This window comes from Paraclostridium sordellii, assembly GCF_000953675.1.
In the GTDB taxonomy this organism is placed as follows: domain Bacteria; phylum Bacillota; class Clostridia; order Peptostreptococcales; family Peptostreptococcaceae; genus Paraclostridium; species Paraclostridium sordellii.
The window spans coordinates 689,564-711,748 of record NZ_LN679998.1 but is presented as its reverse complement, the minus strand read 5'-3'; the positions used below and the strand labels follow the sequence as shown (position 1 = coordinate 711,748).

Sequence of the window (22,185 nt, the reverse complement as noted above, 5' to 3'; positions counted from 1 at the left end):
AGCAAATCCCCTCCTAAAAGAAAAGTTTCTATATAATTTGATTTATTCCTTTATATATTTTATATAATATTTGTTTATTTGTAATTATTTACTTTTTTTTAAAAGTAATACTATTTTAAGGTATCTAAAATAAAAAAAGAAGGCATAAACCTTCTTCTTTATTCGAAAAATAATTAAATTATTTTCTTAATCCTAACTTAGCTATTAAAGCTCTGTATCCTTCTAAGTCCTTTTCTTTTAAGTAAGCTAATAAGTTTCTTCTCTTACCAACCATCTTTAAAAGACCTCTTCTTGAATGGTGATCTTTTTTATGCATCTTTAAGTGATCATTTAATTCATTTATTCTAGATGTTAATAAAGCTATTTGTACTTCTGGAGAACCAGTATCTCCTTCAAATCTTCCGAATTCTTTTATTATTGCAGTTTTATTCATTGTGAATACCTCCGTTTTATTATTAAATCCCCAATTACTAAGCATTGATTGGAGTCTTCAAATGCCGAGTAACGGTTCACGAATTTTATTTTACCATAAATCAGTTATGTTTGTAAACATACTTTTCATATACAAAATTTACATCTTTTTTTAGTTGTCCTTTTAACTCTTCTAGAGAATTAAACTTTTTTTCATCTCTTATTCTTTCTAAAAACTCAATTTCAATTATATCTCCATATATGTCTTGATTAAAATTCAAAATATTAGTTTCTATAGATAAGGCTTGTCCATTTACTGTAGGATTAAACCCTATATTAGTAGCCCCATAGTAAGTCTTAGTTGATAAGTGAACTTTAACAGCATATATTCCACATTTAGGAATTATTAAATTATTTTCTGCCTTTAAGTTTGCTGTAGGAAACCCTATAGTCCTACCTATTTTTCTAGCATGTATAACTTCACCTCTTAGTGTAAAGTTTCTTCCTAAAAACTTCTTTACTTTTGAAACTTTACCTTCATCAATAAGTTTTCTTATATAGCTACTACTAATTCTTATTCCATCAATTTTTATAGGTTCAATTATTTCTACTTCAAATTTATACTTTTTACCTATTTCCTCTAAAGTTTTTGAATTTCCTTCTCTATTTCTAGCAAAAGTAAAATCATGACCTACTATAACTTTTTTACAATTAAGTTTATTTACTAAAATTTCTTCAATAAAACTTAAAGCAGACACTCTAGTCATATATTCATTAAAAGGAACCATTAATACAACGTCCACGCCCAATGATTTAAGTATCTTTATCTTTTCATCATTTGTTATTATATTTTTTATAGCATTAACCTTAAAATAACTCAAAGGATGATTTTCAAATGTAAATACAATACTTTTGCATCCTCTTTTTCTAGCTTCTTTCACGGCTTCTTTTATAAGCTTTATATGCCCTTTATGAATACCATCAAAATTCCCAATAGTTACAACACTTTCGCTAATATTTGTTACTTCGTTTAATGATTTTATAATAGTCATAATAAATTCCCCACTACCTATATTCTATATAAATAGTTTATCATTTTTTAAGCATATTGTACCATCAACTTTTAAAAATTTACCTACACCTAAAAATTTATCTTCACTATATACTCTTACAAATTCATCATTTTCATTGAAGTCACCTTTTATAAATCCTTTTTTATAAACTATAGCACCATTTACATAAGGCTTAACAGCTAGTGGATTTATATGTATACTATTAAAATTAGATAATACATAATCTATATCATACAAATGTTTATCTAACTCATTTTCATTATATAAAGTCTCTAACTCCTCTAATGTTATAGAATTGTCTAGATTAAACTTTCCAGATGATGTTCTTAATAAGAAAGACATATGCCCTCCACATCCTAATTCTTTTCCAATGTCATAACATATACTTCTTACATAGGTACCTTTTGAACACTTTACATAAAACATTACTTTATTATCTTTAAAAGATAATATGTTTAATTCTTTTATGTTAACATCTCTATACTTAAGAGTTATTTCATCTGCTCTTCCTGCTCTTACTAAATCACACATTCTTTTACCATTTACCTTAAGAGCTGAATACATAGGAGGTAACTGCTTAATTTCACCTCTTTGTGTTTCAAAAGCTTTTTCAATATCTTCAATGCTAAAATCTTTAATATCAAATTCTTCTATTATTTCTCCTGATGAATCATAGGTATCTGTATTTATACCTAAAGTTAGTTCACAAATATATGACTTATCTTTATTAAGTATAAGCTCACTTACTTTAGTCGCTTTTCCTATACATATAGGTAGTACCCCTGATGCATCTGGATCAAGGGTACCTGTGTGACCAACTTTTTTTATATTTAAAATTTTTCTAACCTTTCCTACAACATCATGAGATGTCATACCTGTAGGTTTTAGTATATTTACTATTTTATTCATGTCAATCATCCTTAAATATGTTTTAAAACTTCGTTAATCACTATTTTTTTAACATTTTCTATACTGTCCTTGATAGTACACCCTGAAGCTCTAACATGACCTCCGCCTCCAAAGACTTGTGCTACTGCACTTACATCTACATAGTTTTTCGATCTAAAGCTAACTTTAACTTCTCCAGGAGCTTTTTCTTTAAATAAAAGTCCTACTTCTACTCCATCTATATCTCTAGTATAAGATGTAACTCCATCTGCATCATTAAAAGAAATTTCATTTCTCTCTAACATATCTATAGTTAACATCATACTAGCTATCTTTTTATCTACAATTTCAAGAGTATCTAAAGCTTCTCCTAATAATTTATAATAATTGTAAGTGTTGCTTTGGAATATCTTTTGAATTATAAGGTCTTTTTTAGCGCCTAGATTTACTAAATCATAGGCCATTAGATAGCTACTTGGATTTGTATTTGAATAAGAAAAATTACCTGTGTCTGTTAAAAGTCCTGTATATAGATATGTAGATATATCTTCATCTAATATTTGTTCTCCCATTTCTTTAGAGAACTCTTTTAATAAATTATATACCAACTCACAAGTTGAAGACTCATTTGGATTTATATAGTTTAAATCTCCATAATTATTATTACTTGCATGATGATCTATACATATTAATTGTTTTACAGACTTTTTTATGTTTTCACTTACACATATCCTGTTAAAATCACCACAATCTAGTGATATTAATGTGTAATCACTTAAATTCTCATCCATTTCTTCTGATTTTAAAATTTTTACATCTTTCACTAAAAATGTTAAGTTTAACGGTATACTATCGTCTAATACATAATACACTTTTTTTCCTAGTTTTTTAAGTGCATAATACATTGACAATGTAGATCCTATATTATCCCCATCCGGACTATAATGAGAGGTAACAATAAAATTGTTACCTTCCCTTATAGCTTTTATAATATTTTTAATATTATTTAGCATAAACTATTCTCCTTGAGTTTCTTCATCTGAACTTTCATCGTTCTTTTCACTCTCTTGGTTAACTTTTTTGATTAGATTTTCCATATACATACCTTTTTCTATAGAATCATCTAATTTAAAAATTATTTCTGGAGTATGTCTAAGCTTAACATTTTTTCCAACTTCTTTTCTTATATATCCACAAGCACTTTTAAGTCCAGCCATGCTTGATTCTTTATTTCCACCTAATATACTTACATAAACATAAGCATAACTTAAGTCACTAGTTACTTCAACATCCGTAACACTTACCATAGAATTTATTCTATAATCTTTTATTCCACTTATAAGCATTGTGCTTACAACTTTTCTTATTTCTTCACCTATTCTTTGTGTTCTATTGTATGATGCCATAATATCGACCTCTTTTATTTACTATTTTAATTTTCTTTCAACTTCTTTAGTTACATAGGCTTCTATTATATCGCCTTCTTTTAAGTCGTTAAAGTTAGTTATTGTTATACCACACTCATATCCATGATTAACTTCTTTAGCGTCATCTTTAAATCTCTTTAATGCAGCTATTTCACCTTCATGTATTATAAATCCATCTCTAACAACTCTTACTTTACCATTTCTAAATATCTTACCACTTAATACATAACATCCAGCTACTGTACCTACTCCAGATATTTTAAATGTTTCTCTTACTTCAGCTTTACCTGTATCTTCATCGATGTATTCTGGGTCTAACATACCTGTCATAGCAGCTTGTACATCTTCTATAGCTTTATAGATTATTGTGTAAGTTCTTACATCTACTTCTTCTTTTTTAGCCATTACTTCTGCAGTTGCAACTGGTCTTACGTTAAATCCTATTATTATAGCATTAGATGCTCTAGCTAGCATAACGTCTGATTCAGTTACAGCTCCAACTCCACCATGTATAACCTTAACCATAACTTCTTCATTAGATAATTTTTCTAAAGATTGTTTAACTGCTTGAACAGAACCTTGTACGTCAGCTTTAACAACTAAGTTAAGTTCTTTAACATCAGCATCTGACATTTGACTGAAGAATTCATCAAGACTTACTCTTTGGTTAGATTTTAACATTTCTTCTCTAGCTATATGTTGTCTCTTTTCAGCTACACTTCTAGCTATTTTATCAGTAGCTACAGCTACGAATTGGTCTCCACCTTGTGGAACTTCTGATAAACCTAATATCTCAACAGCAGTAGATGGTCCAGCAGTCTTAACTCTTCTACCTTTATCGTTTATCATAGCTCTTACCTTACCAGAAGCTGTTCCTGCAACTATAGGATCTCCTACTTTTAAAGTTCCACCTTGAACAAGTACAGTAGCAACTGGACCTCTTCCTTTATCAAGTTCAGCTTCTATTACAGTACCTACAGCTCTCTTATTAGGGTTAGCTTTTAATTCTTCTACTTCTGCAACTAAAAGTATCATTTCTAATAATGTATCTATATTAGTTTTTTGTCTAGCTGATACAGGAACAGATATTACATCTCCACCCCAGTCTTCGACTAATAATCCTTGATCTGCTAATTCTTGTTTTACTCTATCAACATTAGCAGCTGGCTTATCTATTTTGTTTATAGCAACTATTATTGGAACTTCTGCAGCTTTAGCATGGTTTATAGCTTCTATAGTTTGTGGCATTATACCATCATCTGCTGCAACAACTAATATAGCCATATCAGTTACTTGTGCTCCTCTAGCTCTCATAGATGTAAAAGCCTCATGCCCTGGTGTATCTAAGAACACTATTTTTTCACCATTTATAGTAACTTCAGATGCCCCTATATGTTGAGTTATTCCACCAGCTTCGTTTGTAGTTACACTTGTTGATCTTATTGCATCTAATAAAGATGTTTTACCGTGGTCAACATGTCCCATAACTGTAACTACAGGAGGTCTTTTTACTAAATCCTCTTCTTTATCTTCTTCTATATCCATTAATGCATCTATTTCAGCAGCTTCTTTTTCTGATGCATCTCCTTCTACAAGCTCGAATCCATAATCCTTAGCTACTAATGAAGCTATTTCAAAATTTAACTCTTGGTTTATTGTTGCCATAGTTCCCATTTTCATAAGCTTCATTATTATTTCTGTAGCAGGTTTTTCTAAACTGTTTGCTAATTCTTGAACTGTTAGCTTTCCATCAACTGATACAGTTGGAAGTCCACTTCCTGCTGCAACTTCATCTTCTAATAATTCCATTGCCATTTGTGCATCATCTTGGCTTAATTCATCATTTTTATCATTTACGTTTATGTCTAATTCTCCTAGTTTAGTGATAAGTTCTTCACTAGTAATTCCTAATTTTTCTGCTAATTGGTATACTCTTGTTGACACAAGACCACCCCCTATTATATTTTTGTATTTTCCATAAGTTCTAAAATCTTATTGGCAAAGTTTGTATCTTTTATTCCCATAACTGCTCTAGGTGCTTTTCCAATTGCTAGCCCTAGTTGAAGCTTTGTTGAATATGTAATACAAGCTATATTTCTAAAAGATGTTTTATCTTTAAATAATTTTTTAGTATTATTTGAAGCATCTTCTGCTACTAATACTAATTTAACCCTATTTTTTTTAACATCAAGCATAGTAGAATCATCACCTGATACTAATTTTCCTGCACGTTGAGCAAGGCCAAGGAAGGAATATATCTTAGCTTCAGTAGTATTATTCATTTTCACCTATCTCCTTCATTAAACCTTCATAAACTTCATTTGGAACTTCTATTTTAAAAGCTCTATTTAAAGCTTTGCTCTTAATAGCTTTTTCTAGACATATTTTAGAGTCACATATATATGCACCTCTGCCATTTGCTCTTCCGGTCTTATCTAGAAATATTTGACCTTCTTTATTCTTAACAATTCTTATTAATTCTTTTTTATTGTCTTTATCTTGACAAGCTATACACTTTCTTTGAGGAACTTTTTTTACCTTATTCAAATGTATCACTCCTTGTACCTAAGCATCTATTTCATCTTGACTATCTGCTTCTTTAGCTGCTTGAGATTCACTCTTTATATCTATCTTCCAGTTAGTAAGCTTAGCTGCAAGTCTTGCATTTTGACCTTCTTTACCTATTGCAAGAGATAATTGGTAGTCTGGAACTACTACTAGTGCACTCTTTTCTTCTTCATTTACATCTACAGAAACAACCTTTGATGGGCTAAGTGCTGCTGATATAAATTCTACTGGATTTTCACTATATTTAATTATGTCTATTTTTTCGTCACCTAATTCATCAACTATGTTTTTAACTCTTGATCCTTTAGGTCCAACGCAAGCTCCTATTGGGTCTATACTAGGATCTACAGAATGAACAGCCATCTTAGTTCTTGATCCAGCTTCTCTAGCTATACTCTTTATTTGAACAGTTCCTTCAAATATTTCTGGAACTTCCATTTCAAATAATCTCTTAACTAATCCTGGATGACTTCTTGATACAGTTATTTGAGGTCCTTTATTAGTTTTCTTCACTTCTAATATATATACCTTTATTTTTTGACCTGCTTGATAATATTCACCTGGTATTTGCTCAGCTTGAGTCATTATAGCTTCTATTCTACCTAAGTTTACATGAACTATATTCTTATTTACTCTAGCAACTTCTCCTGTTACTATTTCATCTTGTTTATCTATAAATTCATTGTAAACTATGTCTCTTTCAGCTTCTCTTATTCTTTGAACAACTACTTGTTTAGCAGTTTGAGCAGCTATTCTTCCAAAATCAGTAGTAGTTATTTCATCTTCTATTATATCACCAATTTCATAATTTGGACTTATTTGTCTAGCTTCATCTATTTCTATTTCTAAGAATGTATCATATATATCTTCTGAATCAACAACAACTCTTTGAGAATATACTTTTACATCACCTTTTTCTCTATCAAAGTAAACCCTAACATTTTGAGCTGATCCAAAGTTTTTCTTATAAGCTGTTAATAATGCTTGTTCTATAGTATCTATAAGTATTTCTTTATCTATTCCTCTATCTTTTTCTAATTCGTCTAATGCTTCCATAAACTCGTGGTTCATTTTTTTGTCCTCCTCTATTAAGTTTTAATTAAAATTTTATAGCAAGTCTTATAAGTGCTATATCTTTTTTATCAAATTCCATTTCTTCGCCATCAACTACTAATTTAACTATTTTATTATCTACTAGTTCAACTAATTCAGCTTCAAAATGTTTTAATTTATTTATAGGTCTATATAACTTAACCTCTACATCTCTTCCTGCGTATCTTATAAAATCTTTTTCCTTTTTTAATGGTCTATCTAGACCTGGAGAAGATACTTCTAAGAAATAGTTTTCTTTTATTGGGTCTTTCTCATCTAAAATTGGATTTATTGCTCTTGTTACAACTTCACAATCATTTAATGATACTCCACCATCTTTATCTATAAATATTCTTAAATAATATTCGCCTGCTTCTTTAACATATTCAACATCAACAAGTTCTATGTTATGTTCATTAGTTATTGGAAGTACTAATTCTTCTACTAATGCTTCTGTACTTTTTTTCACTTGACTAACCTCCTATTCAGTTGTTATTTTATAGCTTATGTAATTGCTATAATAAAAGAGTGAGAACTTCTCGTCTCACTCTTAGTTTTTACATTATATACTATTTTATATACTATCATATCATACATTGTTTTTATTTGCAAATTTTCTAGTATTTTTCAATACTCTAGCTATAAATTTTATTATTAAATACTATGTAATTAAATTAATTTTAAAATTCAAATTTATTAAATTTTAACTATAAGAGTATTTAATATGCTTTCTACTTAATAGTATGTATATTTAAACTTTTATATATTTTATAACTACTAAACTTATTTTCTAAAGTTTATAATGCATACCATTTGATACTACTTTTATACCTTAGCCTATTATAAAATCAAATATATCATCAATTTTATTAGATGGAACTTTATAAAATTCAGTATATTTACATCTTTTGCATGTTATAGCTGTAAATTTTCTATTTTGAACATCAAATATTTTAGACATCCCACTACCTGTTGCACATATTTCATCCACTTCATATTCTAAGTTTCCACATTTAGAACACACATACCCTTTACTCATTAAATACCCTCCTCAATTACTAATAACTTATTTATATATAACTATATACTAATTTTCAAAGGTTATCTTTATTTTTTCTCAACTTTTTCATCTATAAACTTATAAATTCTATCAAAGTATTCTTTACCTAATACATCATATGCTTTAACATGTTTAACTCCATCAATTAGCCATAACTCTTTTTTATTGTGAGGTATATTGTTATAAATTATTTCACTACTTTTTGAAGCACATACAGTATCAGCAGTCCCATGTATCAAAAACATAGGTGTTGTTATATGTTTAACTGCTTTATATGGTTTAACATCTTCATAATTAAACCCTGACTTAACTTTTGTATATAAATTTCCCATAGCTCTTGCATAGCCAACTGGTAATAACGGTATATTTTCAGCTTCTATTCCTAGTCTTATCGCATCTGACATTTCATGATATGGTGAATCAGCTATATAAAAATCTACATATTTGTTTTTCTCATTTATTTCAGAATGCATAATTACAGTTGCAGCTCCCATAGAATGTCCGTGTGCTCCTAATAATCCATTAGGATACTTTTGTTTTACAAATTTAGCCACATTTTCTAAATCATATTTTTCACGAAGTCCAAAAGTATAATCATCCCCACCGGTATGACCTGTATGTCTTTGATTGTATAACATGACATTATAACCATGATTTAAATATTCAAATGCCTTTTCTAAATATTCATAGTAATTACTTTCTATTCCATGGACTAAGATTATATTTTTATCCGTAGGTGTATTAGATTTTATAAATTTACCTTCTACCTTATATCCATTTTCTGGAGAATTTATAAATACATCTTCATATTTATAGTTTTCTAGTTTTTCTAGTGGTTTACCTTTTCTATGTGAAAATACTTCTACTATATCTTCATTTTTTATCTTTTGATGAGAACCTACTGATCCATCATAAACCAAGTATCCTACTACGTATGATCCTATTAAAATTGTTAATATTACTAATGCTGATATTATTAAAATTGCTTTTTTTTTCATTGATGCCCCCTCATATTATTACTTAGTACTAATAGTTAGTATACAACGAAACTTTAAATTTTTCTAGTAATTTTTCATTCTAAAAATCATTAAAGGGCTATGACTTAGTCATAACCCTTATTCTATACAATACTAATAAAATATTTTAATCACATTTACATTCGATATTCTCACAGAAAAAATCACTATTGAAAAATTCATCATCAAAGTAGTTAGATAGTTTAATTTTTCGTTCTCTCCAAACTTCACAACCTTCGTAAGGATTTGCAGTTCCAATATATAGTTTATTTTCATCTCCAACGTAAAGTATTCTGCTTCCATAGTTTTGTTTATTCCCTAACCCTTTATAAATGCAAGGCTTAAAGTTTATTCCATCTTTAGATGTATATAAATCAAATCCATAAGGATAATCAATTTCTTTTAACTTCTTTATAGTAATTTCTAATTGTTCTATTATCTCTTCAGGACTTACTTTAATACCTCTTTTTTCAAGTAAGTATCTTAGTAGTTCTTTGTTTTTTATACATATTTCTAACACTGGCTCCATAGTAATTCCATGATCAAGAGTTCCAATTAGTAATTTACCATCATGTTCTTTTATTTGCCATGCATATACATTTAACGGATTATTAAATCCTGACATAAGTCCACTTAAACTTTTACCTCTTTCTCCTACACTTGGCTTAGTAGCTATTAAAGGTTCTCCTCCAACAATCAATTGCCAATTATCATTTTTATCGATTCTAATAACATCACATCCTTTTGGTGTAATAAAAGACGTAATATTAGATAATTCCATTGTAGCTCCAACATAAAGATGTTCTTTATATACTCCCATACTTAAAGGAACTTGATTAGCTTTGTCACCAGCGCCTTTATCTAGTATTAAAGTCCAATCATCTTTTTCAGGATCAGATTTATTTGTTCTCCATACTTGCATACCTTCATAATGAGAAGTGGCAACATATAACTTTCCATTAAAAGATACCATTCCATAAATATATCCAATTGGATTTTTATTTTTCTTAGTACCTATTTTGATTTTATCCCACCCATATAATTCAGGGTCTGAACTACTATATATAAGTGGTTTATACAATTTGGATATATCATCACTTTCTTGATCTACAGTTGCTAAATAGAGCTTGCCATTATGAATAGTCATAGCTCTTGATGTACTTCCTTTTAAATTTTTAGAATCTAGCTTAAACCAATTTACTCCATTTGTGCTCTTTAGAATTTGAACATTGCCTCCATTTGTTGCTGCATATAAACATGGCTTCACTCCAAATGATTCATATTTAATCATAAATCTAAATCCGTCTATACCAGAGTCTTTAGTTGCTTTATATACCTTTTGCCAAGGTAGTGACTTATCTTTTTTATATCTCCATATTTCTGCTGAATTATCAATTTTATTAGGCATCCAATCCAAAGATAAGTCAATATTTGGAGCTACTCTATATAAATACTGTAAAAGTACATTTCTACCTGTTCCAACATATATATAATCTTCTAATTCTGCCATTGACCATACATAATTGTTTTGTCTAGCGTTGTCCAAGTCATTTTCATCAAATCCATTTATATCATTTAGCTTCTCAAATTTTAAAAGTTCTATAAAGTCATATAAATCCTTGCTTATATATGGCTTTTCTTTAGAATAAATCAACATGTCATTTAAGACTTCTATTAAATTAATTTTTTTATCTATATATATATCGTTATAAATATTATTATCATACATTTTACAACACCCTTTTAATAAAATACATATTAAGGAGATCTCTCCTCAATATATTTTATTAAAAAAATATATTCTAGTTACAATTTTAGTCATATTATTTGCTAAATAGACATTTATTCTTTAATAAAAAAAGTAGACTATTAATAGTCTACTTTTTATTGGAGCTAGTGATAGGAATCGAACCTACAACCTGCTGATTACAAGTCAGCTGCTCTACCGTTGAGCCACACTAGCATATGGCGGGAATAACAGGACTCGAACCTGTGACCCATTGATTAACAGTCAATTGCTCTACCAACTGAGCCATATTCCCAAAATTTTTAATTGGAGGCGACACCCAGATTCGAACTGGGGATCAAGGAGTTGCAGTCCACTGCCTTACCACTTGGCTATGTCGCCTTAACCTTACTCTATAATTATATTATCTTTTTCATATTTTGTTAAGTATTTTTTTTAAATTTTTTCATTTTTTAATCGACATTTTTTTCATTTTTATTAATTAGATTTCTATATCCAATATTTATTAGATAAACTCCTAAAATTAAATATATAAAAGCTATTAACGAATTTGTTGGAATCCTCACTACAGCTAAAAAATTATTTATTATATGGATAAATATACAAGTTTTTATGGATCTTGTGTAGTAATATATAATACCTAAAATAAAGGCTCCTAAGAAAGCCGTTATACTTTGAATTAAATTCATATGTATAGCAGCAAAAACTACAGATGAATAAATTATGGCTTTAAATGGCTTTTCATAATACTTATTTAAAAGACTTTTTAATAAAATTCCTCTAAATAGAATTTCCTCCAATATAGGTCCTATTATTATTATTTGTAAAAATATAATTACATATCCAAGAAATTTTTCATGTTTTAAATATGAGTTAACAAAAAAACTTTCATAGTGATTTAGTAGGCTAAAATAACTAATTTTACTTAAAATATATATAATTAAACATTTTATTAAAATATAACCTAATATTAAACTTATAGAATAAATTAAATTTTTAAACTTTGATTCGGCTTTAAATTTAATTACTTTTTCTGAAAAATTTATTTTATTTGCAATAAAACTACAAGTTAAAACTAATAATATATCCATTAAAACTACTGTTATAGTTATTAATTTAAATGATTCTTTATCTTTCATAAACAAAAATATAAATGAAGATATAATCATTGAAATAACTATAAAAATTGTAACTAAAACTCCCTTATTAAACTTTAATGATTTAATGTCAATCTCCTCCTATACTGCTATACTAAGGTTAGGTATTTTAACCCTAACCTCAGTAATTAATTTTAAAATAAAGATAATTGATTTTCATCACTCATATTTTCAAGTGATCCATGATTAGTAAGAGTTTCTATAACAGTTTTAGATATTTTTGTTCTCTTTCTTAAATCTTCTTTTGATATAAACTCTCCATTTTCTCTTTCTTTTTGTATATTAATAGCAGCATTTTCTCCAACTCCTTGCAGGGCTATCATAGGAGGAAGTAATTTCTTTTCTCCTACAACTTGGAATGTCTTAGCATCTGATTTATATATATCAACAGGTATAATCTTTATATCTCTAGCATACATCTCTAGCGCAACTTCTAATACAGTTAACATGTTCTTTTCTTTTGTTGTTGCATCATTACCAAGTTCTTCAATTTCCTTAATTTTAGATTTAATTGCTGGAAGTCCTTTTACTATTAAATCCGCATCGAAATCTTCTGCTTTAGTTGTAAAATATGTTGCATAAAAAGCTTCTGGATAATGAACTTTGCAATATGCAAGCCTAAAGGACATCATTACATATGCAACAGCATGGGCTTTAGGGAACATATATTTTATTTGTTGGCAAGACCATATATACCACTCAGGAACATCATTTGCCTCCATCTCTTTTATATGTTCTGGTTTTAACCCTCTACCTTTTCTTACACTCTCCATTATTGTAAAGGCCATTTTAGGAGGTAATCCTTTAAAAATAAGGTAGTTCATTATGTCATCACGAGTAGATATAACATCTTTAAGTCCAACAATCTCTTTTTGAACAAGTTCTTGCGCATTGTTTAGCCAAACATCGGTTCCATGAGAAAGTCCAGATATACGAACAAGTTCAGCAAATGTAGTAGGTTTTGTATCAAGTAACATTTGTCTAACAAATTTTGTACCAAATTCAGGTATTGCAAGAGATCCTATAGGACAATTAATTTCCTCAGGTGTAACCCCTAAAGCATCTGTTGATGTAAATAAAGACATTGTTTCTTTATCATCTAAAGGAATAGTGGTAGCATCTATTCCCGTTATGTCTTCAAGCATCCTAATTATGGTCGGAACGTCGTGTCCAAGTATATCAAGTTTCAGTATTCTACCACTTATTGAGTGGTAATCAAAGTGAGTAGTTATAACTCCACATGAAGTATCATTTGCTGGGTATTGTATTGGAGTAAAGTCGTAAACATCTTTATAATGAGGAACAACCATAACTCCTCCTGGATGTTGCCCTGATGTTCTTTTAACTCCCGTACATCCATTAGCCAATCTTAAAGCTTCTGCCGATGTTGTATTTATGTTATTTTCTTCAATATACTTTCTAGCATAACCAAATGCTGTTTTTTCTGCCACTGTACCTATTGTACCAGCTCTATAAACATATCCTTCACCAAACAGTTCCTCTGTATATTTATGAATTACTGGTTGATATTCACCAGAGAAGTTAAGGTCTATATCTGGCTCTTTGTCTCCTTCAAATCCTAGGAAAACTTCAAATGGTATATCATGACCATCTTTTTTTAGAGGCCTTCCACACTTTGGACAATCCTTATCTGGTAAGTCTGCTCCTGATCCCCATTCTCCTATTTCATAAAAATAGGAATATTTACATTCTTCATTTTCACATATATAGTGGGCAGGCAGTGGATTAACTTCAGTTATATCACTCATTGTAGCTGCAAAGGAAGATCCAACAGATCCTCTTGAACCAACTAGGTATCCATCCTTTAGAGATTTTGTAACTAGCTTTTGGGATATTATATACATCACCGCATAACCATTACCAATTATAGAATTTAATTCTCTATCTAATCTTGATTTAACAACATCTGGCATTGGATCTCCATATATTCTCTTAGCTTTTGCATAACACATTTCTCTAAGTTCAACATCTGATCCTTCAATTACCGGTGGATAGGTATCATCAGGTATAGGCTTTATAGAATCTATCATATCCGCAATTTTATTAGTATTTGCAACTACAACTTCATAAGCTGTTATTGGATCTAAGTAGCTAAATTCATCTAACATCTCATTTGTAGTTCTAAAATGTAGATATGTCTCTTCTTCATCAACTTTAAACCCTTGAGAATATTTCAAAACCTTTCTAAGTACGGCTTCATGCTTATCTAAAAAATGTACATCTCCTGTAGCTACAGGTAACTTTCCAAATTTTTTGGCTACTTCAATTAATCTTCTATTTAAATATCTTAATTCTTCTTCATCTTTTACTTCACCTTTTTCAATCATAAATCGATTGTTATCAATAGGCATAACTTCAATATAATCATATAAATCTATGATTTTTTCCATTTCTTCATCAGTAACATTTTTCTTCACAGCATTAAATACTTGTCCAGCTTCACAGGCTGACCCTATTATAAGTCCTTCTTTATATTTTTCTAAAACACTTCTTAGTATTCTTGGAGCTCTATAAAAATGATTTACATGTGCATCTGATACTATTTTGTATAAATTTTTAAGTCCTATATAGTTTTTTGCAAGCAATGTTATATGATTAGTTGCTATTTTTGTATAATCTAAGCCTCCTAATTTTTCATTAACATCACTTAAGACTTCTACTCCTTGTTTTTTTAACATTTCTAAAAACTTAATAAATATATGAGCTGTAGCTTCTGCATCATCTACGGCTCTATGGTGATTTAAAAGAGGAATCCCTAAATCTTTTGCTATTACATTTAATCTATGTCTTTTTAAATGAGGTAGTAAAACTCTTGCTAATGTTAATGTATCTACACTTTTATTTTTAAATTCTAATCCTTGTTCTCTACTTTTTTGAGATATAAATCCCATATCAAATTCAGCATTATGGGCAACTAATACACTATCTCCCACAAACTCTAAAAACTTAGGTAAAATTTCTTCTATAGTTGGTTTATCTGAAACTAAATCATTAGTTATCCCTGTCAATTCTTGTATTTTATATGATATGTCAACTTCGGGATTAACTAGTTCACTAAATCTATCAACTACTTTAAAGCTTTCTATTTTAACCGCACCTATCTCGGTTATCTTATCATTTGTATTTGAAAATCCTGTGGTTTCTATATCAAATACTACAAATGTCTGATCTAACCCCTTTTTATTTGGGTCTTTTACAATGGGCACCTCATCTTCAGCTAAATAACCTTCTACTCCATATATAACTTTTATTCCATGTTTTTTTGCTGCATCCATAGCTTCAGGAAATGCTTGTACAACTCCGTGATCTGTTATAGCTATTGCTGGATGCCCCCATTTAGCAGCTCTTTCAACTAGCTTCTTAGTTGGGCAAATAGCGTCCATAGATGACATTTGGGTATGAGCATGAAGCTCTACTCTTTTTTCGTCAGAAGTATCTATTCTTTCTTCTTTTTTTTCTTCTTTTATACCACTTATAGTCATTGTAAGTTCTCTTTGGTAATTATCATAAAGAGCATCTCCCTTAATTTTTAAATAGGATCCTTTAGTTACAGAATCTATAACTTTATCTTTATTCATATCATTTAAAAATAGTTTACAATTTATTGAACTTGTATAATCAGTTACAGCTGCAATTAAAAGAACCTTACCATTTCTAAGTTCTTTTAATTCAACATCAAAAACTTCACCTACAATACAAACTGTACCTGAGTTTTGATTTAATCTATTTATTTTTTCAACTGGAGCATTTACATTTTCTCCATATACATATTCCTCTTTTGACACTATCTCTATTGCTTTATTCTCATTAACCTCTTCATCTTCGTCTAATATTATATTTTCTGAAATTCTTTCTTTTACCATAGCCTCAACTAAGCTATCATTTCGCTCTATTAACTTATCTACATCAGGACCTTTATTTATAGATTTTTCAAATATTATATCAATATCTATACCTGCTTCTTCACTTAATACATTTTTTAAAACCTGTATAGCATTTTGCTTCATAAGTCTTTTGTAAAAAAGATCTGATGGTATTTTAATTTTTAAAGTATCATCTATACACATATATTCGATTCCCTTTACCCATCCATTAAGCGATGGACATAAAACTGTTAATATATGAACTATGTTGTTCCAATACTTTTTTATAATATCTTTAGTCTTTTGTTTCTCTAATTTAATATATCTAATTTTTACTTTTATATCTCTAAAATAATCTAACCTTTGTTTTAGTTCATTTCTAAATAGTTCAATATAATCATAACTTATTATATTTTTAGAACTAAGGTATATATATATTAGTCTTTCTTCTTTAAAATAAGTTACTTTAGATATATTAACATCTGATAATTGTTTATTTAATATATTGTTATTTATTTCTAATTTTTCTAAGTAATCTTTAACACTTTCCATAAGAAGTTACCTCCTATCTATCAAATCATTATATCATATAAAAACTATTTTTTTATTGGGATTAGCTACAAACTATATATTTTTTAATAATATATTACTAGATAAGTTTTACGTCATAATTTAGGTGGTGATTTATGAACGATTGTGAGAACAATTTAATTAGTAAAATTTTAATTTCTTATAGAGAATTGGGAGAAAAAAAATTTTTTAAACAACTAATAAAAGATATACAAATAGATAAAAAACTTTATATGTTATATTTTAAAAAAAGATTTATACCTATATGTACTTTGCCAAAATTAAGGATTATTTTTATATCTAAGCACGGTTTCGTATCATTTTGTTATAATTTTTTTACTTTCCTACATTCGAAAAACATTTTCATTAACATATCTTGTAAAAACTTAATATCTATAGCTAAATTCGTAATTTATCATGAGGTTGGTCATATTTTAGATACAACTATTAAAGAAAATAAGTTAGAATACAACCAAATAGTAAAAACCTTTATAGAACGGCTGATAGAGTATGATGTAGATATTAATTCTAAAGATCTTCATAAGATAAACTTGCCACCACAGGTAGAAGAATGTGTAATTGGTATTAAAAAAAATCTAATCGAAAGGGAATCTAAGGCTTGGAAAATAGCATATGACATGATTATATTTGAAGATAAAAATGAAGAGCTTATTTTTAATAACATGAGAGAATATGCTTTAGCAACTTATAATTTTGGAAATATAAAAAATATTATAAATGAAAATAATATTGATTTATTTGTAAAGTATAAAAAAGCAATATAAAAAAAATGAGGATTATTAATCCTCATTTTTTATCTATGTACAGGAACTTCATAAACTAAATTGCTATTAGTATCATACATTCCTACTAATCTTGACATTACACTAGATATTACATTTGCCCAATTTACATCTGTAGCATATTGATGCCATAAATGCTCATAACTCCATCTCATTTTATACAGTGTATTTTGATCATATCCACCATTATGAATATAATTTTGAGATAACCACTTAGCTGAACCTTCTATAGTTTTTTCTACAGTAGTCCATCCATTTTTATATGCAGCCTCTGCTCCTGATAAGTTAGCTGTACCATCAAAAGCTCCTATTCCAAAGAAATTATACACTTTAACTGGTTGCGGAAGTGGACTTCCTTTATATGATGTTAAAACTTGTCCTTGAGCAAGAGTTGACTTTCCATATCCAGTTTCAACCATAGAGTGTCCTACTAAGTAAACTACATCTATGTTATATTTTCTTGCAGCATCTAAAAATGCTTGTCCTTGATTGTAAAATACGTTAGTTCCACTAGATGCAGGTGAAAGACTATTTAGGTATCCATTTAATTCACTAGCACTTATTCCACCTTTATAACTATCTAGTCTTAAGAACTGTAACATTCCACTTTTGCTACTTGTAAAGTTCTTTGGATTTATATAATGCTCTATGTCAGATCTGCTTGCTTGAACAAATCCTCTACCAGATATCATATTACCATTTCCTTTACTTGCCTGCTTATTTACGTGATCTTGTAAAGAATAGCTTAAGTTTCTATAGTTTACAGTTGCTCCATTTACTACTTCAGAGCTACTTCCTCCAGATCCTCCTCCAGGATTAGTACCTCCACCTTGATAGTCAGTTAAATATGTGCTTGATACGTAACCTTCTTTTCCATTGTATTTTATTTTTGACCATCCATTACTTTCTGATATTACTTCTACTTTTTCATTATTTTTTAAGCTTCCTATTATACCATGTCCTGTTGATGGTCCACTTCTTACATTTAATGATGTTGCTGTTACTACCTTTGTTTTTGTTTGTTCTGGAGGTGTAACCGCTCCACCTTCGTTACTATCTTTTAAGTATGTATTTGATACATAACCTTCTTTTCCATTGTATTTTATTTTTGACCATCCATTGCTTTCTGATATTACTTCTACTTTTTCGTTATTCTTTAAGCTTCCTATTATACCATGTCCTGTTGATGGCCCACTTCTTACATTTAATGATGTTGCTGCTACTACTTTTATCTTTGTTCCAACATTTGGTTTTTCATCTGGTTTTGAAGTTCCGCCTTCGTTACTATCTTTTAAATATGTACTTGATACGTAACCTTCTTTTCCATTGTGCTTTATTTTTGACCATCCATTGTTTTCTGATATTACTTCTACTTTTTCGTTATTCTTTAAGCTTCCTATTATACCGTGACTTGTTGATGGTCCACTTCTTACATTTAATGATGTTGCTGCTACTACTTTTATCTTTGTTCCAACATTTGGTTTTTCATCTGGTTTTGAAATTCCGCCTTCGTTACTATCTTTTAAATATGTACTTGATACGTAACCTTCTTTTCCATTGTGCTTTATTTTTGACCATCCATTGCTTTCTGATATTACTTCTACTTTTTCGTTATTTTTTAAGCTTCCTATTATACCGTGACTTGTTGATGGTCCACTTCTTACATTTAATGATGTTGCTGCTACTACTTTTATCTTTGTTTCAACATTTGGTTTTTCATCTGGTTTTGAAGTTACGCCTTCGTTACTATTTTTTAAATATGTACTTGATACATAACCTTCTTTTCCATTGTATTTTATTTTTGACCATCCATTACTTTCTGATATTACTTCTACTTTTTCGTTATTCTTTAAGCTTCCTATTATACCGTGACTTGTTGATGGTCCACTTCTTACATTTAATGATGTTGCTACTACTACTTTTATCTTTGTTCCAACATTTGGTTTTTCATCTGGTTTTGAAGTTCCGCCTTCGTTAACATCTTTTAAATATGTACTTGATACGTAACCTTCTTTTCCATTGTATTTTATTTTTGACCATCCATTACTTTCTGATATTACTTCTACTTTTTCGTTATTCTTTAAGCTTCCTATTACACTATTCCCTGTTGATGGTCCACTTCTCATATTTAATGATGTTGCCACTACTACCTTTGTTTTGCTTACTGATACTTGAGGTTGTACAGACACATTAGGTTGTTGTTCTGGTTTAGTAGTTTGATTATTATTCTCAATAGGAGATAAATATTTGCTAGCTACAAATCCAATTCTTCCATCATGCTTAATTTTTGTCCATCCATTACTCTCTGATATTATCTCTATAACTGTTCCCTTATTTAATTGCATTATTACTCTATAACTTGTAGATGCTCCATTTCTCATATTTAGATTATCTACATTAACTACCTTTTTATTGCTTTGTTGATTTGTATCACTTGTATTTGTACTTATGTATTCACTTGACGCCCAGCCTTCGTGTCCATTTGCTGTACTTATTTTATACCATCCATTTTCACTTTTTAATATAGTAACTTTATCGTTCTTTTTTATAGAAAATAAAAAAGAACTATCTGTTGATGGTCCGCTTCTTACATTTAATGATGTCGCCGTTACTATACCTTCTTGATTGGATGCAAATGCATTTGTAGCTGTAAATGGTATTAATGCCAATGTAGCCATTGCTATTCTACGCTTCAACACATATTCCCCCATTCTGTTGATATATATTATACTTATAATCTATTATACGACACTTTATTTCGTTAATAAACATTAAAAGTTAAAATTTTGTAACTTTTACCATTTTTTTATTTTTTATTAAAAAAAGTATAATATAGTTCTTAATTCTCAAAGTTTATAATATAAAAAAGTATAGTTTTGCAAAAATAAAAAGATGGGATATCCCATCTTTTAATTATTTATAACTATTGCTAAAAGTTCTAAATCTTCATTTCCAGTATTTTCTAAATAATGTGATTGTCCATCCGAAGTATATACTACATCACCTGAACCTATTGGTTGCATAAAGCCATTATCCAACACTCTACCTTCACCTTGTATTATGTAATATACCTCAAAGTCTGTGCTATGATCATGTACGCCTATAGATGCACCTGGTTCTAAAACTAGCTTAGATATTAACTTTGCTTTGCCCTTTAACTCTTCGCCTTCTATTAAATGATACATAGTAGTAATTCCTCTACCATCTCTTAACTTTTCGACTTTACTTACAGTTAATTCTTGCGGTCTTTTTATCATTTAAATCGCCCCCCTATATGCTTACTATAATTTTACCACATTTATAAATTATATTCATATAAGAAGATTTAATTTTTTATACAAATTTATTTTTTTACGTCTACTTTATATTCTTTAGTCAACTTTTGAATTAAAGCATCTTGTTTTTCTGCTACTAACTGCTTTGTTAATGAATCCTTAATCTCATCAAATGATTTTTCTTTTTCATCTGTTTTCTTTATTATATGATATCCAAATTGCGTTTCAACAAGCTTTGGATATATCTCACCTTTATTTAATCCAAATGCTGCTTTTTCAAATTCAGCAACCATAGCTCCTTTAGAGAAAAATCCTAAATCTCCTCCACTTTGAGCGCTTCCATCCTCTGAATATTTTTTAGCTAATTCCTCAAAATTTTCACCTTCAAGTGCTTTTTTTAGAATGCTCTCAGCTAACTTTTTATTTTCTTTAATTTTAGCATCATCTAGTTTCTTACCATTTTCATCTATATTTTTTATTAAAATATGTGAAGCTTTTATTTCATTTAAATCTTTTTTATTTTTATTGAAATATTCTTCAACTTCTTTATCTGTAACTTTTGATTCCTTATCTATATACTTTGCAGCTATAGCTTCTTTTTCTACAGACTTTTTAATTTCTTCTTTTGTTAATCCAAATTCTTTTAAAAATTTTTCTTCGTCCATACCAAATGTTTGAGTTATGCTTGTCATAAATGCTGAATATTGAGAATCAATTTCCTTTGTATCTAGTTTAACTTTATTTTTTACTCCTTCTTGATAAAGCATTTCAGTAGTAGTCATATAATCTATCATACTTTGTTCATATTTATCTATTTGCTCATCAGTCATTTTGTTTTTACCATTCATGTAGAAAATAGGTTCCATTCTATTTTTTAAATCTTTCTCTGTTATTTTAACATCTCCAACTGTTGCTACAACTTTATTACTACTATAATGTCTACTTGTTGCTGGTAATGTTCTTCCCTTTTGTTTTCCCATATAAAAAGCAGTTCCTACTCCTAAAATTAATACAGCTGCAAAAATTACGATATTTTTATTTATACTTTTTTTCTTGTTTTCTTTATCCATATTTTATTTAAAACCCTCCTATAAATTTAACCTTTTATTATAATTTACACTATAAATATGAATTCTATATGAATGAAATATGAACATAATTTTTTTACATCGCATCACATTCCAATATTTTGCCAAAATAGACAAATATAATTT

At 28.9% G+C, this 22,185-nt stretch carries 19 protein-coding genes and 3 tRNA genes; 1 reads left to right on the top strand and 21 read right to left on the bottom strand.

Annotated features, from left to right (window positions below; genetic code table 11):
• Nucleotides 1-178: 178 nt before the first annotated feature.
• The 18 genes from rpsO to ATCC9714_RS03365 all read right to left on the bottom strand — a co-directional run bounded on the left by rpsO (nucleotide 179) and on the right by ATCC9714_RS03365 (nucleotide 16,875).
• A complete protein-coding gene (gene rpsO / locus ATCC9714_RS03450) occupies nucleotides 179-433 on the bottom strand; it encodes a 30S ribosomal protein S15 (RefSeq protein WP_021125223.1) in 255 nt (84 codons plus the stop codon).
• 100 nt (nucleotides 434-533) lie between these two features.
• Nucleotides 534-1,463 (bottom strand): bifunctional riboflavin kinase/FAD synthetase, encoded by a 930-nt coding sequence (locus ATCC9714_RS03445; protein ID WP_057544454.1) that lies wholly within the window; start codon nucleotides 1,461-1,463, stop codon nucleotides 534-536.
• A 24-nt stretch (nucleotides 1,464-1,487) separates the two neighbouring features.
• Nucleotides 1,488-2,393 carry a tRNA pseudouridine(55) synthase TruB gene (gene truB / locus ATCC9714_RS03440; RefSeq protein ID WP_054631508.1) on the bottom strand — a complete coding sequence of 302 codons (906 nt, stop codon included), beginning with the start codon at nucleotides 2,391-2,393 and terminating at the stop codon, nucleotides 1,488-1,490.
• Between the two features lie 11 nt (nucleotides 2,394-2,404).
• On the bottom strand, nucleotides 2,405-3,385 hold the full coding sequence (locus ATCC9714_RS03435; protein WP_054631507.1) for a DHH family phosphoesterase: 981 nt from the start codon (nucleotides 3,383-3,385) through the stop codon (nucleotides 2,405-2,407).
• Nucleotides 3,386-3,388: 3 nt separating this feature from the next.
• Complete coding sequence (gene rbfA / locus ATCC9714_RS03430; RefSeq protein WP_054631506.1) at nucleotides 3,389-3,778, bottom strand: 30S ribosome-binding factor RbfA; 390 nt, start codon at nucleotides 3,776-3,778, stop codon at nucleotides 3,389-3,391.
• Between the two features lie 21 nt (nucleotides 3,779-3,799).
• Complete coding sequence (infB, locus tag ATCC9714_RS03425) at nucleotides 3,800-5,743, bottom strand: translation initiation factor IF-2 (protein WP_057544453.1); 1,944 nt, start codon at nucleotides 5,741-5,743, stop codon at nucleotides 3,800-3,802.
• Nucleotides 5,744-5,757: 14 nt separating this feature from the next.
• On the bottom strand, nucleotides 5,758-6,081 hold the full coding sequence (locus ATCC9714_RS03420) for a L7Ae/L30e/S12e/Gadd45 family ribosomal protein (RefSeq protein WP_021128866.1): 324 nt from the start codon (nucleotides 6,079-6,081) through the stop codon (nucleotides 5,758-5,760).
• Entirely contained in the window at nucleotides 6,074-6,346 is a 273-nt protein-coding gene (rnpM, locus tag ATCC9714_RS03415; protein ID WP_021128867.1) for an RNase P modulator RnpM, read from the bottom strand. The genes ATCC9714_RS03420 and rnpM overlap by 8 nt, the downstream gene beginning before the upstream one ends.
• An 18-nt stretch (nucleotides 6,347-6,364) precedes the next feature.
• On the bottom strand, nucleotides 6,365-7,438 hold the full coding sequence (gene nusA, locus ATCC9714_RS03410; protein ID WP_054631504.1) for a transcription termination factor NusA: 1,074 nt from the start codon (nucleotides 7,436-7,438) through the stop codon (nucleotides 6,365-6,367).
• A gap of 28 nt (nucleotides 7,439-7,466) precedes the next feature.
• A complete protein-coding gene (locus ATCC9714_RS03405; RefSeq protein WP_021128869.1) occupies nucleotides 7,467-7,928 on the bottom strand; it encodes a ribosome maturation factor RimP in 462 nt (153 codons plus the stop codon).
• 363 nt (nucleotides 7,929-8,291) lie between these two features.
• Entirely contained in the window at nucleotides 8,292-8,498 is a 207-nt protein-coding gene (locus tag ATCC9714_RS03400) for a zinc ribbon domain-containing protein (RefSeq protein ID WP_021125236.1), read from the bottom strand.
• A gap of 68 nt (nucleotides 8,499-8,566) precedes the next feature.
• Nucleotides 8,567-9,517 carry an alpha/beta hydrolase gene (locus ATCC9714_RS03395; protein WP_054631503.1) on the bottom strand — a complete coding sequence of 317 codons (951 nt, stop codon included), beginning with the start codon at nucleotides 9,515-9,517 and terminating at the stop codon, nucleotides 8,567-8,569.
• 145 nt (nucleotides 9,518-9,662) lie between these two features.
• Nucleotides 9,663-11,264, bottom strand: a complete 1,602-nt coding sequence (locus ATCC9714_RS03390; RefSeq protein WP_081013622.1) for a hypothetical protein — start codon at nucleotides 11,262-11,264, stop codon at nucleotides 9,663-9,665.
• 159 nt (nucleotides 11,265-11,423) lie between these two features.
• A tRNA-Thr gene (locus tag ATCC9714_RS03385) sits at nucleotides 11,424-11,498 on the bottom strand.
• A gap of 3 nt (nucleotides 11,499-11,501) precedes the next feature.
• Nucleotides 11,502-11,577, bottom strand: a tRNA-Asn gene (locus ATCC9714_RS03380).
• 12 nt (nucleotides 11,578-11,589) lie between these two features.
• Nucleotides 11,590-11,663: transfer RNA gene (locus tag ATCC9714_RS03375), tRNA-Cys, on the bottom strand.
• Between the two features lie 71 nt (nucleotides 11,664-11,734).
• Nucleotides 11,735-12,451, bottom strand: coding sequence for a CPBP family intramembrane glutamic endopeptidase (locus ATCC9714_RS03370; RefSeq protein WP_057544452.1), 717 nt, complete (start codon nucleotides 12,449-12,451; stop codon nucleotides 11,735-11,737).
• Nucleotides 12,452-12,573: 122 nt separating this feature from the next.
• Complete coding sequence (locus ATCC9714_RS03365; protein ID WP_057544451.1) at nucleotides 12,574-16,875, bottom strand: PolC-type DNA polymerase III; 4,302 nt, start codon at nucleotides 16,873-16,875, stop codon at nucleotides 12,574-12,576.
• Between the two features lie 134 nt (nucleotides 16,876-17,009).
• On the opposite strand from ATCC9714_RS03365, the gene ATCC9714_RS03360 reads away from it, so the two are divergent.
• On the top strand, nucleotides 17,010-17,678 hold the full coding sequence (locus ATCC9714_RS03360; protein WP_057544450.1) for a hypothetical protein: 669 nt from the start codon (nucleotides 17,010-17,012) through the stop codon (nucleotides 17,676-17,678).
• Between the two features lie 29 nt (nucleotides 17,679-17,707).
• On the opposite strand, the gene ATCC9714_RS03355 is transcribed toward ATCC9714_RS03360, so the two are convergent.
• From ATCC9714_RS03355 to ATCC9714_RS03345, 3 genes are all read right to left on the bottom strand, one after another.
• Nucleotides 17,708-20,392, bottom strand: a complete 2,685-nt coding sequence (locus ATCC9714_RS03355; RefSeq protein WP_208872228.1) for an SH3 domain-containing protein — start codon at nucleotides 20,390-20,392, stop codon at nucleotides 17,708-17,710.
• 213 nt (nucleotides 20,393-20,605) lie between these two features.
• Nucleotides 20,606-20,953 (bottom strand): cupin domain-containing protein, encoded by a 348-nt coding sequence (locus ATCC9714_RS03350; protein ID WP_055329579.1) that lies wholly within the window; start codon nucleotides 20,951-20,953, stop codon nucleotides 20,606-20,608.
• A gap of 86 nt (nucleotides 20,954-21,039) precedes the next feature.
• A complete protein-coding gene (locus ATCC9714_RS03345) occupies nucleotides 21,040-22,041 on the bottom strand; it encodes a peptidylprolyl isomerase (protein ID WP_054631883.1) in 1,002 nt (333 codons plus the stop codon).
• Nucleotides 22,042-22,185: the final 144 nt, after the last annotated feature.

Coding starts and splice junctions, on each gene's coding strand:
- ATCC9714_RS03400 (WP_021125236.1), bottom strand. CDS start 8,498: ATGAGTAAAGGGTATGTGTGTTCTAAATGTGGAAACTTAGAATATGAA.
- truB (WP_054631508.1), bottom strand. CDS start 2,393: ATGAATAAAATAGTAAATATACTAAAACCTACAGGTATGACATCTCAT.
- ATCC9714_RS03435 (WP_054631507.1), bottom strand. CDS start 3,385: ATGCTAAATAATATTAAAAATATTATAAAAGCTATAAGGGAAGGTAAC.
- ATCC9714_RS03445 (WP_057544454.1), bottom strand. CDS start 1,463: ATGACTATTATAAAATCATTAAACGAAGTAACAAATATTAGCGAAAGT.
- nusA (WP_054631504.1), bottom strand. CDS start 7,438: ATGAACCACGAGTTTATGGAAGCATTAGACGAATTAGAAAAAGATAGA.
- ATCC9714_RS03370 (WP_057544452.1), bottom strand. CDS start 12,451: ATGATTATATCTTCATTTATATTTTTGTTTATGAAAGATAAAGAATCA.
- ATCC9714_RS03420 (WP_021128866.1), bottom strand. CDS start 6,081: ATGAATAATACTACTGAAGCTAAGATATATTCCTTCCTTGGCCTTGCT.
- ATCC9714_RS03365 (WP_057544451.1), bottom strand. CDS start 16,875: ATGGAAAGTGTTAAAGATTACTTAGAAAAATTAGAAATAAATAACAAT.
- ATCC9714_RS03345 (WP_054631883.1), bottom strand. CDS start 22,041: ATGGATAAAGAAAACAAGAAAAAAAGTATAAATAAAAATATCGTAATT.
- rbfA (WP_054631506.1), bottom strand. CDS start 3,778: ATGGCATCATACAATAGAACACAAAGAATAGGTGAAGAAATAAGAAAA.
- ATCC9714_RS03395 (WP_054631503.1), bottom strand. CDS start 9,517: ATGAAAAAAAAAGCAATTTTAATAATATCAGCATTAGTAATATTAACA.
- ATCC9714_RS03390 (WP_081013622.1), bottom strand. CDS start 11,264: ATGTATGATAATAATATTTATAACGATATATATATAGATAAAAAAATT.
- rpsO (WP_021125223.1), bottom strand. CDS start 433: ATGAATAAAACTGCAATAATAAAAGAATTCGGAAGATTTGAAGGAGAT.
- ATCC9714_RS03360 (WP_057544450.1), top strand. CDS start 17,010: ATGAACGATTGTGAGAACAATTTAATTAGTAAAATTTTAATTTCTTAT.
- ATCC9714_RS03350 (WP_055329579.1), bottom strand. CDS start 20,953: ATGATAAAAAGACCGCAAGAATTAACTGTAAGTAAAGTCGAAAAGTTA.